This window comes from Actinomadura luzonensis (genome assembly GCF_022664455.2).
Lineage (GTDB): Bacteria > Actinomycetota > Actinomycetes > Streptosporangiales > Streptosporangiaceae > Nonomuraea > Nonomuraea luzonensis.
Genome location: NZ_JAKRKC020000002.1, coordinates 2,006,784 through 2,020,262 on the forward strand (window position 1 = coordinate 2,006,784; position 13,479 = coordinate 2,020,262).

The window sequence follows — 13,479 nt, forward strand, 5'->3', positions numbered from 1 at the left end:
GACCGGCTCCGGGTGGTCCCGGCCGCCTGCGACGCCGCTTGTCACGCCGCCCCGCCCGCCGCCCCGGCCGCCCTCCTAAAGCCCCTGGCCGGCCTTCTTCCCGGCCCGCAGGACGTAGGCCGCGAGCACCCCGGCACCCAGCACCGCCTGCGCCACCAGGTAGCCGGCCGGATGCGAGGGCGCCGACGTCAGCGCGAGGAGCGCCGGCAGGCACCCGGCCAGCGCCAGATCCACACCGGCGACCGCCCAGAGCACCGGCCCGAGCGGAACGGCCCCCGCCCCGGTCTCGATGACGGGCAACGAATGGTCGACCGGCCGCCTCCGCGCCATCCGCAACGCCCCGGCCGCCAGCGCCGGCGCCACCGCCACCCCGAACAACCACCACAGACCAGACACGGAAGCACCGCCGACGCCCGAACCGACGCCATCCACGAGACCACCCACAACACGACCGCTGCCCGGACCGGCGGCACCCCCGGGGCCGCTCACGGCGGGACCGGCGGCACGCCCGAGGCCACCCACGCCGGGACCGGCGTCACGCCCGAGGCCACCCACGCCCGGACGGGCGGCACCCACGGGGCCGCCCACGCCTGGATCCGCGGAACCCGTGGTGCCGCTCATGGCCGAACTCGCCGCGACCGCCGGGCTGCCGATCGTCCGACCAGCTGCGGAACTGCCGATCATCTGGCCCCCCGAGCTGCCGGTCGTCCGACCAACTGCCGGGCTGCTGGTCGTCTGGGCCGCCGGGCTGCCGATCGTCTGGCCCGCCGCGCCCGCAGGGGTGGGCAGGGTCGTCAGGGCCACCAGCGCCGCGGTCGTCCAGACGGCGCTGAGCAGGGCGGGCAGGAGCGCGCGAGCGGCCAGCGCCGGCCGGTGGCCGACGCCGATGAGCCGGGCGAGGGCCGGGTTGTCGGCGTCGCGCCGCGCGCCGGTCGCCGCGGACGCCGCCACCGCCAGCCCGCCCCCAAGCACCGCCACCGCCAGCGGCCCGGGCGCCGCGCCCGCCCCCGCGAGGACGGCCGGCAGCACGGCGGTGGCCAGCGTGAACGCCAGCCGTCCCGGCCGCCGGGCCAGTCGCCGCCAGTCCTGCCAAGCGAGCGCGAGGGGCGCGGGCATCGACGGCCACCTCCGCGACCGCAGCTTCCTGGCCCGCCAGTGGTTGTCCTCGGCGATCCAGGTGAACGTCCCGGGATCGACCCCCATGGCGGCGCTCGCCACGTGCCCGCCCCTGGTCGAGGCGGCGACGACCTCGCGGGCCGGTACCCTGCCCAACGCCGCCCACGCCCGTCCGGCCAGCAGCGCCGCCGCCGCCACCGCGCCCGCCGCCGCTGCCGCCATCGCCCCCAGGGGAGCGCCCGCGGCGACGGCGAGCACCGTACGGGCCTGCCCGGCGACCGCCGCCACGGCCAGCACGAGCAGCGCGACCACCGCCACCGTCAGGCACGCCTGCCACGACTGGGAGACCCGGGACAACACCGCCAGCGCCATCGCCCCCACGCTCGCCGCCACCCCGGCCGCCAACGCGCCGAGCAGCCGCCACACGAGCTGGTCGGGCGCGCCCAGCACGGCCAGCAGCCCCAGCCCGAGCACCAGCCCGGCGGCCACGGCGACCATCAGCAGCGCCCGCACGGTACGCCCGAGCACCTGCCGGCGGTCGAGCGGCGACAGCAGCAGCCAGGACGCGTCCGGCCCCGACACGAGCACCGGCCCCGCGGCCCGCGCGGCGGCCAGGAACCCGGCCAGCCCGAGCGCGAGCAGCGCCGCCCCCGCCCCCATCCGTCCCGGGTCAGCGTGCGCCGCCAGCCCGGTCACCAGCTCCGAGACCGGCTGCCCGGCGACGGCGGCGAACATCAGCAGGCAGAAACCAGTGACATACCGATCCAGGGAGGTCACCCGCGCCCGGCTCCGCTCCCGCAAAAACCCCCGAACCCCCCGCACACTCCCGACCCCGACCCCGCCCCCGATCGGCACCCCGACCCCGCCCCCGATCGGCACCCCGACCCCGGCCCTGTCCTCGGCCCCGGCCCCAAGTCCGGCCCTGCCCTCGGCCCCGGCCTCGCCTGTCTCCACCCGGCTCACCGCCTCGTCCGGCCCGCCGTTCCGTCCGCTCACCCGTCACTCCCGCCCGCGCCGTCGCTGCCGCCCATCAACGCCTCCGGTCGGTGCCGTCGCTCCTGAGCGCGTCCGTGACGCCCGTCGTGGCCGGTGACGCCTCCCACAGCCACAGCGGCGGAGGCGTTCATGCGGTGACCCCCGCCGATGTCGGCGAGACCTGGCGGCCGTGCGCGGCCAGGCCCTCGTCGTGCGTGGCCATGACCACCGTGCCGCCCTCCTCCCGGTACGCCTCCAGCAACTCCGCGAGGCGTCGCCGGAAGCCGGCGTCCAGCCCGCGTTCCGGCTCGTCCAGCAGCAGCAAGGCGCTCGGCCTCAGCAGCGTCGCGGCCAGCGACAGGCGCTGACGCTGCCCGGTGGACAGGTTGAGCGGTGCCGCGTCACCCCGTTCCACCAGCGCGAACACCTCCAACGCCAGCTCTACGTCCATCCGGGGCCGCGGGTGCACGGCCGCCATCAGCTCCAGGTGCTCGCGCGCCGTGAGCCCCGGGTACCAGGCGGGTTCGTCGCCGAGCAGCGCGACCCGCCGCCAGAAGGCCGCGTCGTCCACCGGCGGCCCGCCGAACACCCGCACCTCACCGCCCGAGGCCGGCTGCAGCCCGGCCAGGCAGCGGAGCAACGTGGACTTGCCGCATCCGTTCGGCCCGACCACCGCCACGATCTCGCCGCGGGCGACGGTCAGGCCGAGCCCGCGCAACACGGGGTTGCCGCCCAGCTCGACCGTGAGGTCCTCGACCTCGATGACGCTGCCGTCGCTGCCGCCGCTGGGGTCGCTGAGGTTGCTGTCACTGGCACGCACGGCTGGAAGCCTAGCCACGTCCCCGCGCCCGGCGCGTTTTTGTCGGTGCCGTCGTCTACCGTCTGTTGTCTCCGAACACTTGTGCGACTGGAGGGTGACGTGATTGCTTCTGAGCGTTTCGAGCGGGCCGCGGTGCTGGGGGTCGCCGTGGCGGAGGAGACGAGACGGCTGCTGAGCCGCCACCTGGACGCGACGGCGTCCGAGGAGGGGGCCGACGGCACCGTGCTCGTGGACGTGCCCTATCCCGACGCGGCGGTCGTCACGGCGCTGCTCGACGTGGCGGCCGAGTGCTTCGGCGAACGGGGCGGCTCGGTGGAGGAGACCCGGCAGGCCGCGCTGGAGACGTTGTTACAGCTCGCCGGGTTCGACGACGAGTCGCAGCTCAACTCGGGCGGGCGAGGCCATGTCGATACGCGTACGTGACGGCCTGGGCGCGGTCCCGCAGGCGCGCCTTGGCGAACAGGTTGTTGATGTGCGTCTTGACGGTCGCCTCGCTGATGTAGAGGCGGGCGGCGATCTCGGCGTTCGACAGGCCGTCCGCGATGAGCCGCAGCACCTCGCCCTCGCGCCGGGTCAACCCGTCGGGCAGCCCCGCACCGCTCTCCGGGCCGGGCCCGCGGTCCTGCTCACCGCCGCGCTCCCCTTCGCGCGCCCGGTCGGCCCGCTCCTGGTCCGGCTCGACGTCCGCCCCACCGGCGGCCTCGGCCGCCCGGGGCCCAGCGGCGAGATTCCCTGGGTCGGCGGAAGCGGGAGCGGGATCGTGGCGACGGCGAGAAGGACGCTCGTCAGCGGGCGGGAGCGGAGGGCTGGGGGCGGTGGCGGAGGGCGGCATGGCGTCCAGGAGGCGGCGTTGCACGGTCGGGTCGAGCTGCGCGTCCCCCCGCACCACGGTCGCGATCGCCCTGGCGATCTCGTCGGAGTCGGCGTCCTTCGTCAGATAGCCGCGCGCGCCCGCCCGCAGCGCCGCGAAGACCGACTCGTCGTCGGAGTAGGTGGTGAGCACCACGACCTGCGTGCCCGGGTACGCGGCCCGGATGCTGCGGGTCGCCTCCACACCGTCCATGCGCGGCATCCGCAGGTCCATGAGCACGACGTCCGGCCGTTCCCGCTCGACCAGGCGCAGCGCCGCCTCGCCGTCGGCCGCCGACCCGACCACCTCGATGCCGGGCAGCAGCCCGAGCAGCAGCACCAGCCCCTCGCGCACGACGGCCTGGTCGTCCGCCACGACCACTCTCGTCACCCGCCCACCTCGCCGGCCCGTGCTGCGGGCACCTTCAGACTCACGTGGAAGCCGCCGTCCCACTCCTCCGCCGACAGGGCGCCGCCCAGCAGCTCGGCGCGCTCGCGCATGCCCATCAGACCGTACCCGCCGCCCGGCGGCCCCTTCTCGGCGGGGACGGGGTTCGTGACGCGGAGGTCGCACCACGACGGGCCGAAGGTGAGCTCGACCGTGACGGGGCAGCCGGGCGCGTGGCGGCGGACGTTCGTGAGCGCCTCCTGGGCGGTGCGGAGCAGCGCGAGCTCCGTCTGCGGCGCGAGGCGGCGCTCCGGCCCCGCGACGCGCAGCGTGCACGGCTGGTGCGCGGCGCTCTCGAACTCCTCGGCGAGGGCCCGGAGGGCCGCCGGCAGCGCGGGTGGGTCCTCGCGCAATGCCGCGACCGCCCGCCTGGCCTCCTCCAGGCCCGTCCTGGCCAGGTCGCGGGCGCGGGTGACCCGGTCGAGGGCCTCGTCGGTGCGCTCGGCGCGCAGCAGCAGCTTGGCGCCCTCCAGGTGGACGAGCTGGGCCGACAGGGAGTGGGCGAGGATGTCGTGGATCTCCCTGGCGATCCTCGCGCGCTCGGCGAGCACGGCCTCACGCGCCTCGGCGGCCCTGGTGGCGGAGCGCTGCTTGGCGGCGTACGAGACGAAGAAGATCAGGCAGACGGTGAGGACGAGGGTGAGGTCGTGCGGGAAGGCGCCGGCGAGCAGGTCGGCGACGAGCAGGCCCGTCACGGCGAGCACACCGACCGGCAGCGAGTGCTTCAGCGGGTGGCGGGTCACCGCCGTGATCACGCAGAGGAACAACCCGATGACGGCCGCCGTGCTGCTCCGGGTCACGGCGTTGAGCGCGGCGGCGGAGACGACCGCGACCCCGAGCGCGATCACCGTCACCGGCACCCCGAACACCGCCCGCTCCGCACTCTCAGCGGGGACGGAACCCCCGGCCCGGGCGGCCTCTCCAGGGGCCGGGGAACGCGGCGCGGGATTCGGGAGCGGGGGAAGGTCGGAGGGGGTGGCCAGGCGGTGGCGGGCGGCGCGGTGGGTGTGCCAGGCGGGTTCGAGAAGGGCGACCAGCAGGGAGAGGACCAGGGTGGCGGTCAGGAGGGTCACGGCCAGGGGCAGGCCGGAGAGCCCGGGGGCGGGGGTCGTTCGCGCCTGGGAGACCACGAGCAGCACGATCGCCCCCACGCGGAGCACGACAGGGGCGATCCCGGAGGGCGCGCGCATCACCTCACGACGGTACCCGGTCGGGCCGTGGCGCCGGTGAGCAGGCGTCCCCGGCGGATGATCAGGTACGCCTGGGCGCCCAGGGTCAGGCCGACGAAGAGCAGGAGCCCGCCGGTGCTCACCGTCACGCCCAGGGAGTCGCCGGCGAAGTACAGGCCGGCGCGGACCGCGATCGAGACCAGCCAGGCCAGCAGCGTCCAGCCGGTGGCCTTGGTCCAGGCCGTGCCCTCGCCGTCCAGCCACACCCGGACGGTCGCCGCCCGCCACGCGGCGAGCCCGAGCGCGCTGACGACCTCCGCGACGAGCAACGCCAGGCTGAGGGCGAGGTGCGCGGGATCGACGAGACCGCCGGCGACGAAACTCAGCACGATCATGGCGCCCGCGACATAGAGGGCGGAGGGCCGGTCGGTCCGGTACGTCTTCGTCTGCCGGTAGATGAAGAGGGCGATGACCAGCAGCGGGACAAGGATCTGAAGGATTTCCACGGACTCGACGTTAGGGACGGCAGGAGCGCGGGGGATCGGACCCAGGGTTGAGGTCCAGGATCTCCACCCTGGGGTGGAGAGGCCGCCCGGGCGACGGGTACGAGGGTGCGGCGGCGGGACGGCGATTAAGGGGTCGCTTGGCGGGAGGGCGCTCGGTTACCGTGCAGACGTGCGCATTCTCTCCGTGAACATGGGCAGGTCGGTCGCGGCCGAGTGGGCGGGACAGCTGGGACGGACCGCGATCGACAAGCGGCCGGTCCAGCACCGGGTGCCGGTCGGCGTCAACGGGCTGTCCGGCGACGAGCGGGCCGACCAGAAGCACCACGGCTCCTTCGAGCAGGCCGTGTACGCCTACGCCCGCGAGGACTACGACTGGTGGGAGGACCAGCTCGGCCGGGAGCTGCGCGACGGCCGGTTCGGCGAGAACCTCACCACCCTCGGCCTCGACGTCAACGGGGCCTTCATCGGCGAGCGGTGGCGGATCGGCAGTGCCGTCCTGGAGGTGACCGGGCCCCGGGTGCCGTGCGTGGTGTTCCGCAACTGGATGGACGAGCCGGGATGGGTCAAGCGGTTCACGGAGGCGGCGCGGCCCGGCGCGTACCTGCGGGTGATCGAAATCGGCGAGCTGGGGGCGGGGGACGAGGTCGCCATCGTCGCGCGGCCCGAGCAAGGGGTGACGGTGGCCGACTGGTTCCGGGCCCGGCACGGGAACGAGGACGCGTTGCGTCGCATCCTGGCCGTGCCGGGACACGACGCCCGGTGGGACGAAATGGCGGAGAGGGTGCTGGTGGCCGGGCCACCGAGCGGGACGGACGAGCAGGCGGTGACCCCGACCGCGTGACGACGACCTCCGAGGCGGCGGTGGCTCGGGTGGCGGTGGGTGAGGTGATTCGGGCCTACGGTAGCTCCGTTGGTGAGTGATTGTGCTCGGGTGGTGGTGCTCGGGTGGCCGTGCTCGGGTGGTAGATGGGGTGGCGCGGGGGCGGCTGGTGGCTCGGGTCGTGGGGTGACGTGGCCCAGGGCGGCGATGGCTGTGGTCGTTCAGGGACGGCACGGTCCGGCGTGGTACCGGTCACTGGGGGAGTGGTGCCGGTCATGGGGCGGCCCGGATCGGTGGCGGCTTCGGACGTGGATCATGGCTCTGAGGCGCTGTCGATGGCCTTGTTGAGAAGGTGCCGACGCGAGCCCGCTCGGCGGTTGCCGCCGCTGGAAGAGACCCGGCCCGGAGGCCGTAGCCGGGTTGAGAGGGAAAGCCGGGACTGAGGGTGCCGGTCCGTCGAGGAAGGTCACGTCGGCGCCGGCGGCTCGTCGTGAGAAGGCCGCACGGCCGGCCGTGGCGGCCCATCGGAAGGGCGGCCGCGTTGCGCGGTGGCGCTCGTCGGAAGGGCGGGCGCGTTGCGCGGTGGCGCCCGTCGAAAGGGACGCTCGCGTTCGACGGGCCGCCCGTCAAGGGAGAAGGCCCGTTCGGTGGTGGCGGCCCATTGAGAGGGGGGGTCGCGTTTCGCGATGGCGGCCCATCGGAGGAAGGGAAGGTCGCGTTTCTCAGAGGGCGGTCTGTGGGCTAATGCCCTCGATGTCGTAGTGTGATTGAGTGAATCTGTAGCGTTATGCCTAGCTGGTGGGCGTGGACGTGTTGAGATGGCCAGGTGAGTGAACGCAAGCCCTACGCCACGGACTTATCCGATGAGCGGTGGGCGTTGATCGAGCCGGTGATCACGGCGTGGAAGGCCGCGCACCCCTCGGTCAGCGGTCACCAGGGCAGATATGAGATGCGGGAGATCGTTAACGCGCTGCTGTACCAGAGCCGCACTGGCTGCCAGTGGAACATGCTGCCCCACGACCTGCCGCCGCGCAGCGCGGTCATGTACTACTACACCGCCTGGCGTAAGGACGGCACCGACCAGGCCATCCATGACCTGCTGCGGTTTCAGGTCCGGGAGAAGGCGGGGCGATTAGCCGACCCGAGCCTGGTGGTGCTCGACACCCAGAGCGTGCGCGCTGCGGCCGGCGTCCCGAAGTCCACGACCGGTCGGGACGCGGCCAAGAAGGTACCGGGTCGTAAGCGTGAGCTGGCCACCGACGTGCTGGGCCTGGTCATCGCGGTGGTGGTCGCGGCAGCCTCGATGCACGACAACGCCATCGGCAACGCGCTGCTGGACCGGGTCACCGCCGCCACCACGCCGGGCAGCGTCCGCACCGCCCTGGTCGATCAGGGCTTCAAGAGCAGCGTGGTGGCCCATGGCGCTACCCGCGGCATCGACGTGCAGATCGTCGAGCGTAACCCCGCCGAGGCCGGGTTCGTCCCTCAGCCAAGCGATGGGTGGTGGAGCAGACCTACGGCACGATGTCCCTGCACCGCCGCCTGGTACGCGACTACGAACACGATCCGGCCAGCTCCGAATCGCGCGTGTACTGGGCGATGACCGACATCATGTCGCGCCGGCTGACCGGCACCTCCACCCCTACCTGGCGCTCGACGTGAGCACACCGGACCCCGGCACATGGCTGCTGGACCGCATCGACGCCCGCGAAAGGGCTCTGACCAGCCAGATCGAACAGATACGAGAGCAGATCGAGGAGTTGACCGGCCACCTACGGGACCTCGACCAAGATCTCGATCATCTCCGGATCACCCGCAAGACCCTGCTCGTCCTGGCCGCCGAGCCGATCCGGCACCGGTGCCGCCACCGACTCCCGTGCTCCCCGATCACCCCGCCTACCAGCACATTCTCACCCTCATGACCAGCACCGGCCAGCCCACCCGAGCGCGCGACCTCTGCCTGGCCCTGGACCTGCCCCAGGAGCGTAAGAACATCGAGAACACCCGCGCCAAACTCCAACGCCTGGTCACCCTCGGCATGCTCGTGGAGACAGAGCCGGGACTGTTCACTCAGCCGCGTCCGTAACCCGGCAACGAGCCCGTGACCAGCCCTCCTCATGCAGAGCAAGCGATCAAAGGGACATCAACCCGCGAACCGCCCTCTCAGAGTTCAGTGAAGGGGAGTCTGGTCCGCGATGTCGATACCGGCCGAGCGCAGGCGCGCTTCGATCAGCGCGGTCAGCCTGGTCCAGGCCGGTTTCTGCTCGTGTCCGTGGTGGGTGAGCAGGCTGTACCGGATCGCGCTGTCGGTGCGGGCCTGGAGTCCGGCCGGGATGGGCAGCAGCGCGGGATGGGCGAGGAAGTGGCCGGCGATGGCCGTGGCGAGTTCGTCGATGCGGGGGTCGTCCGATTCCCACTCGGCGGCACGCCACATGCGCTTGATCAACGACAAGTACCGAGGATCGTTGAGGGCGCGCTCGATCCGGCCGAGGTAGTCATTGAAACCCTCCGGCACCAGGGCTTTGATCAGCACCAGGCCCTCCCGGGCCATCCTCACGTCATCCGGGGTCAAGCCGACATCGGCGGCCCTGTCGAGGAGGGCGAGAGCGCGTTCGGGCAGCAGGGCCCGGTCGCCGGTGGCGAGCCGGCGCAGCGTCTCACGCCGCGCGATCAGATCGTCGATCCGGTCGGTGAGGTGCCGTTCGGCGTCGACGAGTGCGGTGGCGAACCGGTCGGGATCGGCGTCGAGGATCGACCCGATCTCGGCCAGCGGCACGCCGGCGCCGGCCAGTGTCCGGATCTGGACCAGCCGCAGCAGGTCGGCCGATCCGTAGCGCCGATAGCCGGAGCTGTCGCGCGCGGGTTCGTCGATCAACCTGTGCTGGTGGTAGTGCCGGATGGCCTTCACCGTGACGCCGGCGAAGGCCGCCGCCTGGCCGATCGTGACGCCGTCCGTCATCTGCTCTGCCGACCTCGTGATCGTGGGGCGACGGCCAGCTCGCGAACCGCGTCCGCGATCGCGCGGAAGTCCTTGCGCACGATCTTGCTGTGGTTGCTGGCGACCTTCGCACTCACCTTGATGTTCGGGTTGCGAGCGAGCACCGGGGTGAGGGTGGCGCGCGCGCTTTCCATTTCATCATGGCCGCCCCCGAGGTTGGCACCCGTGGCGACCACGTACCGGACCGGAACCGTCACACCGTCCAGGATCGGGCCGAGGGCGGCGCTGATCTCGATGAGCTCGATGTTGCTCTGGGCATGCTGCTCGGCGGGCATCCTCGCGGCCATGCCCAGCCTGGAGAGCAGTGGCAGCAGCAAGCGCATCCGGCGCCAGAACTGCCGGACCTGTTCCGGGGGTGCGTCGGGATAGTCGTGCGGGTAGGCGCCGTCCACGGGCACCACGCCCAGGGCGCGGTCCGGATTGCGGGCGGCCCAGTGCACCGCGACCGCCGCGCCGTAGGACCAGCCGACCACAAGCGGCCGGTCCACGCCCCTGGCCGCGAGGACGGCGTCGACGTCACGGACGTGCGTCTCGAACGAAGCGGCCGCGGCCGAACGCTTCGATCGGCCGCGGGCCCGCATGTCGTAGGTGATGTGCCGGTAGTCACTGCCGAGTTCGACGATGACCTGCCGCCAGTACGCCTGACTGGCGAACTGGCCATTAAGGTAGATCACGGGGCGGCCGGGCCCACCGGTGTCGGTCACGGCCAGTGCGGTGTCGTCGACCGGCACCATGCCGCTCCAGGAGGAGTTGATGTTGCTCACCCGCTCAGCGTGCACCCTGACCTAGGGTCAAGGTCAAACCCAGGGCGCAGGCATCGCGCGCATTCGCCGAGCGGGGATGCGACCAAGCGCCTGACCTCCGCCTGAACGCAAGGCGGGCAGTCACTCCGGACCGGTAGGCCGGTCACGACAAACACACCCCCAACCCTGCGCCCCGACTACGACCTTTCCCGGGCCTCCTTTAGCTGGCGGGGCACGGTGTCGCCCTTCAGTGCCCGTACACCGTCGAGCGCGGCACACCAAGCAGGTCGGCGATCTGCTGGACGGTCTTGACTCGCGCGTCGTACAGCTCTTGGGCCAGCGCTGCCTGCTCGGGCGTGAGGCGGGGGCGACGGTCCCCGACCCGTCCGCGCGCGCACGGGCGGAGGCCAGGCCGTCCATCGTGTTGGCGACGATCAGCAATCACAAAGAGTAGCGGCGATCACGCAACGCGACTTTGCGGCTGGGTGACGCGGACCCCGAGTGGGGCGCAGGATGCTGCCATCGCGTCGCCCTCCACCACGAACCCAGGTCCGGGGTCGCGGAACTCCACCAACCCGGCACCGCGCACGATGATCCAACACCGTGATCGAACCAAGACGTCAGCCCCAGGTGATTTTGTTACCGCAGGTTAGACGCTACTTCATGGGAGAGTTCTGCATTGCTACCGAGACCCCCGGATCGACGGTCACGCTCACCATCCCGTCCATGGACGTCGCCGTGTGCTCCAGGGCGGAGAGTTCCTCGGACGTCTCTCGAACGGCGAGATCTGCTGGTCGATCCTCGCCGCCAGCTTCTCGATCTCCGCCTCGAACGCGTTCGCCACCGATCACCTTTCGCCTGCCCTGTACCTGAATGCCGGCACGCGACCCCAACGGCGCACGCTTCCGCGCGAATCCGTCACCTGACCGGCCTTCCGCGAGCTTCTTCACAAGGCGCTCCGGGCCGGTCAGGGAGCGGTGCGATCCAGGCCGGCGGGCGGGCCGTCGAGAGCAAGGAGGCCCGCCTCCCGCAGGGCGGTCGTGACGGTCTCGACGTCCTGACCGTGGACGGCGACGTGGCGCCCCGCCAGCTCGGCGTGCGACACGGCGTGAATCGCGGTACGGCCGTCCTCGGCGGTCCAGATGTCCTCGCGCCACGGCTCGTCATCGCGCGAGACGACCTCGATGAGCCAGTCCTGATCGCAGGTGAACGCCGGAATGGGATCGGTGACACCGGCGGGAACCCGCCACCAGCTCACGGGACGAGGAATCGCCCGCCCGGGAACGCCCGGCCGGACCGTGACCCAGTCCTCCTCGCCCTCCACGGGCAGCGCCGGGCGCAACACCTCCGCCAGCTCCTGCTCCTCCTGCGCGGCTGCCACGACCATCGGGTCGTGACGGAGCTCCCTGGCCACCTCTTCGGCGTATTCGGCGGCGGCTCGTACATCTTCGTCCTCGTGCCGCAACGCCTCCCGGAGCAGCTCCGCAGTCCCGGGCTCAAGCTCCGCGCCTCCGGCCGCCATCACCAGCGGCACCAGAATCCACGACTGCCCGCCGAGGTCCTCCCGTGCCTGGGCGCGCAGCTCCTGTTCCGTCCGTACGCGGTACCGCTCGCCAATAACGGCTCGGGCCGCGATGGCCCGTTCCTCGGAATCCGCGCGTACGAGCAGCGCCTTCGACCCGGTGTCGGGGTCGGTCGCCTCGATCAGGACGATGTCGCGGGACTCGTCGGCGTAGACGTCGGCCACCGGGCCACCGCCGAACCCGCCCTGGCCGATGCCGGTCAAGGCCGTGCCCGTCCGGGCGGCGAGCGCGACCAGCAGCCCGTCGTCCACCGAGTCGTTCTTCCCGACGGCCAGCGCGCACCAGAACGGCCCGCTTCGCACCACAGTGATCATGGACGCTACCCTTCCATGGATTACGGGGGCCGGGACAACCAGTCACGCCGGCGTGCAGTGAGTCCTCGGCTACGCCCACCTCAGCACCACAAAGATCCGGGGCCGGTGCATCGCGCTGATGCCGTACTACGCCGGGGCCCGCATCAGCGAAGTCGTCCGCCTCGACGTCGACGATGTCCAGATGCCGGCCCTCAAGGGCAGGGTGCGCCTGTACGGAAAGGGCGGCGAATTCCGCGAGGCCGACAGCCACCCCGAGCTCCGCACCGAGCCACAGCTCTGGCTGGATGATCCGACAAGGAAGACGCCCTCACGCTGATCACGGTTGACCGCTGACCGCCCGCCTGCCTGCCTGCCTGCGGAAACGAGCGTCAAGATCGACTCATGGCCGGTTTTGCCAGTGCTGGTCGAGCCGGGGGCGGTGCACCTGCCGGAGCAGCCCGTCATGCGGCCCCTGGGCCAGGGCGGGATCTGCATCGCGGGCGGCGTGGCCAGGAGAGCCTGACCACGCCGGCGCCCTCGGTCAGGAGACCCGCACCTCGTGGCCGGCCTGCGCGGGCTGGTAGACGCCGTTGCCCGGCCACGTGACGGTGAACCGGTACAGCCCGCCGGCCCCGACCGTGTGGACGAAGTCGAACGACCCGTTCTCGTCCACGGTCACGCTGGGGAGCGGCCGCGTGGTGGAGTTGTCCGTCCACGTGCGCTCGACGCTGAGTGCGGCGCCCTCCGGGCGCAACCTGTCACCTTCGAGCGTGCCCCTGAACCGCAGCTCCTTGCCGACGGACCCGGTCTGCTGGCCGGTCAGCGTCAGCGTGGCCGGCCGCCTGGCGACCTCGGTGGTCGCCGAGGCGGAGCTCCACCGGGCGTCCTGGCTGCCGTCCCAGACGGCCTTGTAGGTGACCGTGCCCCCGACCGGCGGAGTGTCGGTGAGCGTGAACGAGCCGTCCGCCGCGGTCGTCACCTCGGCGACGGTCGCGCCGGTGCCGTCGGGCGTGTGCCGGGTCACCAGATGGGCCGCCCGCCGGCGTGCAGCCCGCCGGGCAGCGTGAGCGGTTCGAGCACGTCTCCCGAGGCGGGGGCGATGGGCGTCATCGACGAGCGCGGCAGCAGGGCGCCGTGCAGCCGCCGACCTCCAGTACCT

The 13,479-nt window shown here is 72.5% G+C and carries 17 protein-coding genes; 7 read left to right on the top strand and 10 right to left on the bottom strand.

Going from position 1 to position 13,479, the window contains the following annotated elements; all coding sequences use genetic code 11:
* Positions 1-75 precede the first annotated feature (75 nt).
* Together MF672_RS39770 and MF672_RS39775 are read right to left on the bottom strand one after the other, a co-directional pair.
* The gene (locus MF672_RS39770) at positions 76-1,893 is read right to left on the bottom strand and encodes a DUF6297 family protein (protein ID WP_242377763.1); all 1,818 of its coding nucleotides are present in this window, start codon (positions 1,891-1,893) and stop codon (positions 76-78) included.
* Between the two features lie 346 nt (positions 1,894-2,239).
* The gene (locus MF672_RS39775) at positions 2,240-2,911 is read right to left on the bottom strand and encodes an ABC transporter ATP-binding protein (RefSeq protein ID WP_242377762.1); all 672 of its coding nucleotides are present in this window, start codon (positions 2,909-2,911) and stop codon (positions 2,240-2,242) included.
* A gap of 99 nt (positions 2,912-3,010) precedes the next feature.
* Here MF672_RS39775 and MF672_RS39780 point away from each other — a divergent pair, with 99 nt between their 5' ends.
* On the top strand, positions 3,011-3,334 hold the full coding sequence (locus MF672_RS39780) for a hypothetical protein (protein ID WP_242377761.1): 324 nt from the start codon (positions 3,011-3,013) through the stop codon (positions 3,332-3,334).
* On the opposite strand, the gene MF672_RS51610 is transcribed toward MF672_RS39780, so the two are convergent.
* From MF672_RS51610 to MF672_RS39800, 3 genes are read right to left on the bottom strand one after another with little or no spacing between them, the layout of a single operon-like run.
* Entirely contained in the window at positions 3,294-4,151 is an 858-nt protein-coding gene (locus MF672_RS51610) for a response regulator transcription factor (RefSeq protein ID WP_302893358.1), read from the bottom strand. The two genes, MF672_RS39780 and MF672_RS51610, sit on opposite strands and share 41 nt — an antisense overlap.
* A complete protein-coding gene (locus tag MF672_RS51615; RefSeq protein ID WP_302893394.1) occupies positions 4,148-5,398 on the bottom strand; it encodes a sensor histidine kinase in 1,251 nt (416 codons plus the stop codon). Before MF672_RS51615 ends, MF672_RS51610 begins: the two co-directional genes overlap by 4 nt.
* Positions 5,398-5,883, bottom strand: a complete 486-nt coding sequence (locus MF672_RS39800) for a hypothetical protein (protein WP_242377760.1) — start codon at positions 5,881-5,883, stop codon at positions 5,398-5,400. Before MF672_RS39800 ends, MF672_RS51615 begins: the two co-directional genes overlap by 1 nt.
* Positions 5,884-6,052: 169 nt before the next feature.
* Between MF672_RS39800 and MF672_RS39805 the strand changes: the two genes are divergently transcribed.
* The 4 genes from MF672_RS39805 to MF672_RS39820 all read left to right on the top strand — a co-directional run bounded on the left by MF672_RS39805 (position 6,053) and on the right by MF672_RS39820 (position 8,789).
* The gene (locus MF672_RS39805) at positions 6,053-6,724 is read left to right on the top strand and encodes an MOSC domain-containing protein (protein WP_242377755.1); all 672 of its coding nucleotides are present in this window, start codon (positions 6,053-6,055) and stop codon (positions 6,722-6,724) included.
* A gap of 805 nt (positions 6,725-7,529) precedes the next feature.
* On the top strand, positions 7,530-8,306 hold the full coding sequence (locus MF672_RS39810) for an IS5 family transposase (protein WP_242377750.1): 777 nt from the start codon (positions 7,530-7,532) through the stop codon (positions 8,304-8,306).
* Positions 8,307-8,361: 55 nt separating this feature from the next.
* Positions 8,362-8,625, top strand: a complete 264-nt coding sequence (locus MF672_RS39815; protein ID WP_242377747.1) for a hypothetical protein — start codon at positions 8,362-8,364, stop codon at positions 8,623-8,625.
* Entirely contained in the window at positions 8,622-8,789 is a 168-nt protein-coding gene (locus MF672_RS39820; RefSeq protein ID WP_242377745.1) for a hypothetical protein, read from the top strand. Before MF672_RS39815 ends, MF672_RS39820 begins: the two co-directional genes overlap by 4 nt.
* A gap of 84 nt (positions 8,790-8,873) precedes the next feature.
* On the opposite strand, the gene MF672_RS39825 is transcribed toward MF672_RS39820, so the two are convergent.
* The 3 genes from MF672_RS39825 to MF672_RS52310 all read right to left on the bottom strand — a co-directional run bounded on the left by MF672_RS39825 (position 8,874) and on the right by MF672_RS52310 (position 10,889).
* Positions 8,874-9,662: a MerR family transcriptional regulator gene (locus MF672_RS39825; protein WP_242377743.1), complete on the bottom strand. Its 789-nt coding sequence runs from the start codon at positions 9,660-9,662 to the stop codon at positions 8,874-8,876.
* Positions 9,659-10,465, bottom strand: a complete 807-nt coding sequence (locus MF672_RS39830) for an alpha/beta fold hydrolase (RefSeq protein WP_308210617.1) — start codon at positions 10,463-10,465, stop codon at positions 9,659-9,661. Before MF672_RS39830 ends, MF672_RS39825 begins: the two co-directional genes overlap by 4 nt.
* A 226-nt stretch (positions 10,466-10,691) precedes the next feature.
* Positions 10,692-10,889 carry a helix-turn-helix domain-containing protein gene (locus MF672_RS52310; RefSeq protein WP_407654794.1) on the bottom strand — a complete coding sequence of 66 codons (198 nt, stop codon included), beginning with the start codon at positions 10,887-10,889 and terminating at the stop codon, positions 10,692-10,694.
* A 295-nt stretch (positions 10,890-11,184) separates the two neighbouring features.
* Here MF672_RS52310 and MF672_RS39835 point away from each other — a divergent pair, with 295 nt between their 5' ends.
* Positions 11,185-11,370: a hypothetical protein gene (locus MF672_RS39835; RefSeq protein ID WP_242377741.1), complete on the top strand. Its 186-nt coding sequence runs from the start codon at positions 11,185-11,187 to the stop codon at positions 11,368-11,370.
* A 41-nt stretch (positions 11,371-11,411) separates the two neighbouring features.
* Here the strand turns inward: MF672_RS39835 and MF672_RS39840 are convergent, their stop codons facing one another.
* The gene (locus MF672_RS39840; RefSeq protein WP_242377739.1) at positions 11,412-12,341 is read right to left on the bottom strand and encodes a hypothetical protein; all 930 of its coding nucleotides are present in this window, start codon (positions 12,339-12,341) and stop codon (positions 11,412-11,414) included.
* A 118-nt stretch (positions 12,342-12,459) separates the two neighbouring features.
* Between MF672_RS39840 and MF672_RS39845 the strand changes: the two genes are divergently transcribed.
* Complete coding sequence (locus MF672_RS39845) at positions 12,460-12,657, top strand: hypothetical protein (protein WP_242377737.1); 198 nt, start codon at positions 12,460-12,462, stop codon at positions 12,655-12,657.
* 204 nt (positions 12,658-12,861) lie between these two features.
* Here MF672_RS39845 and MF672_RS39850 read toward each other — a convergent pair whose 3' ends face one another.
* On the bottom strand, positions 12,862-13,344 hold the full coding sequence (locus MF672_RS39850) for a hypothetical protein (RefSeq protein ID WP_242377734.1): 483 nt from the start codon (positions 13,342-13,344) through the stop codon (positions 12,862-12,864).
* Positions 13,345-13,479: the final 135 nt, after the last annotated feature.

Excerpts from the sequence above, each read along its gene's own strand:
- MF672_RS51615 (WP_302893394.1), bottom strand. The coding sequence starts at position 5,398 with ATGCGCGCGCCCTCCGGGATCGCCCCTGTCGTGCTCCGCGTGGGGGCG.
- MF672_RS39820 (WP_242377745.1), top strand. The coding sequence starts at position 8,622 with ATGACCAGCACCGGCCAGCCCACCCGAGCGCGCGACCTCTGCCTGGCC.
- MF672_RS39825 (WP_242377743.1), bottom strand. The coding sequence starts at position 9,662 with ATGACGGACGGCGTCACGATCGGCCAGGCGGCGGCCTTCGCCGGCGTC.
- MF672_RS39840 (WP_242377739.1), bottom strand. The coding sequence starts at position 12,341 with ATGATCACTGTGGTGCGAAGCGGGCCGTTCTGGTGCGCGCTGGCCGTC.
- MF672_RS39845 (WP_242377737.1), top strand. The coding sequence starts at position 12,460 with ATGCCGTACTACGCCGGGGCCCGCATCAGCGAAGTCGTCCGCCTCGAC.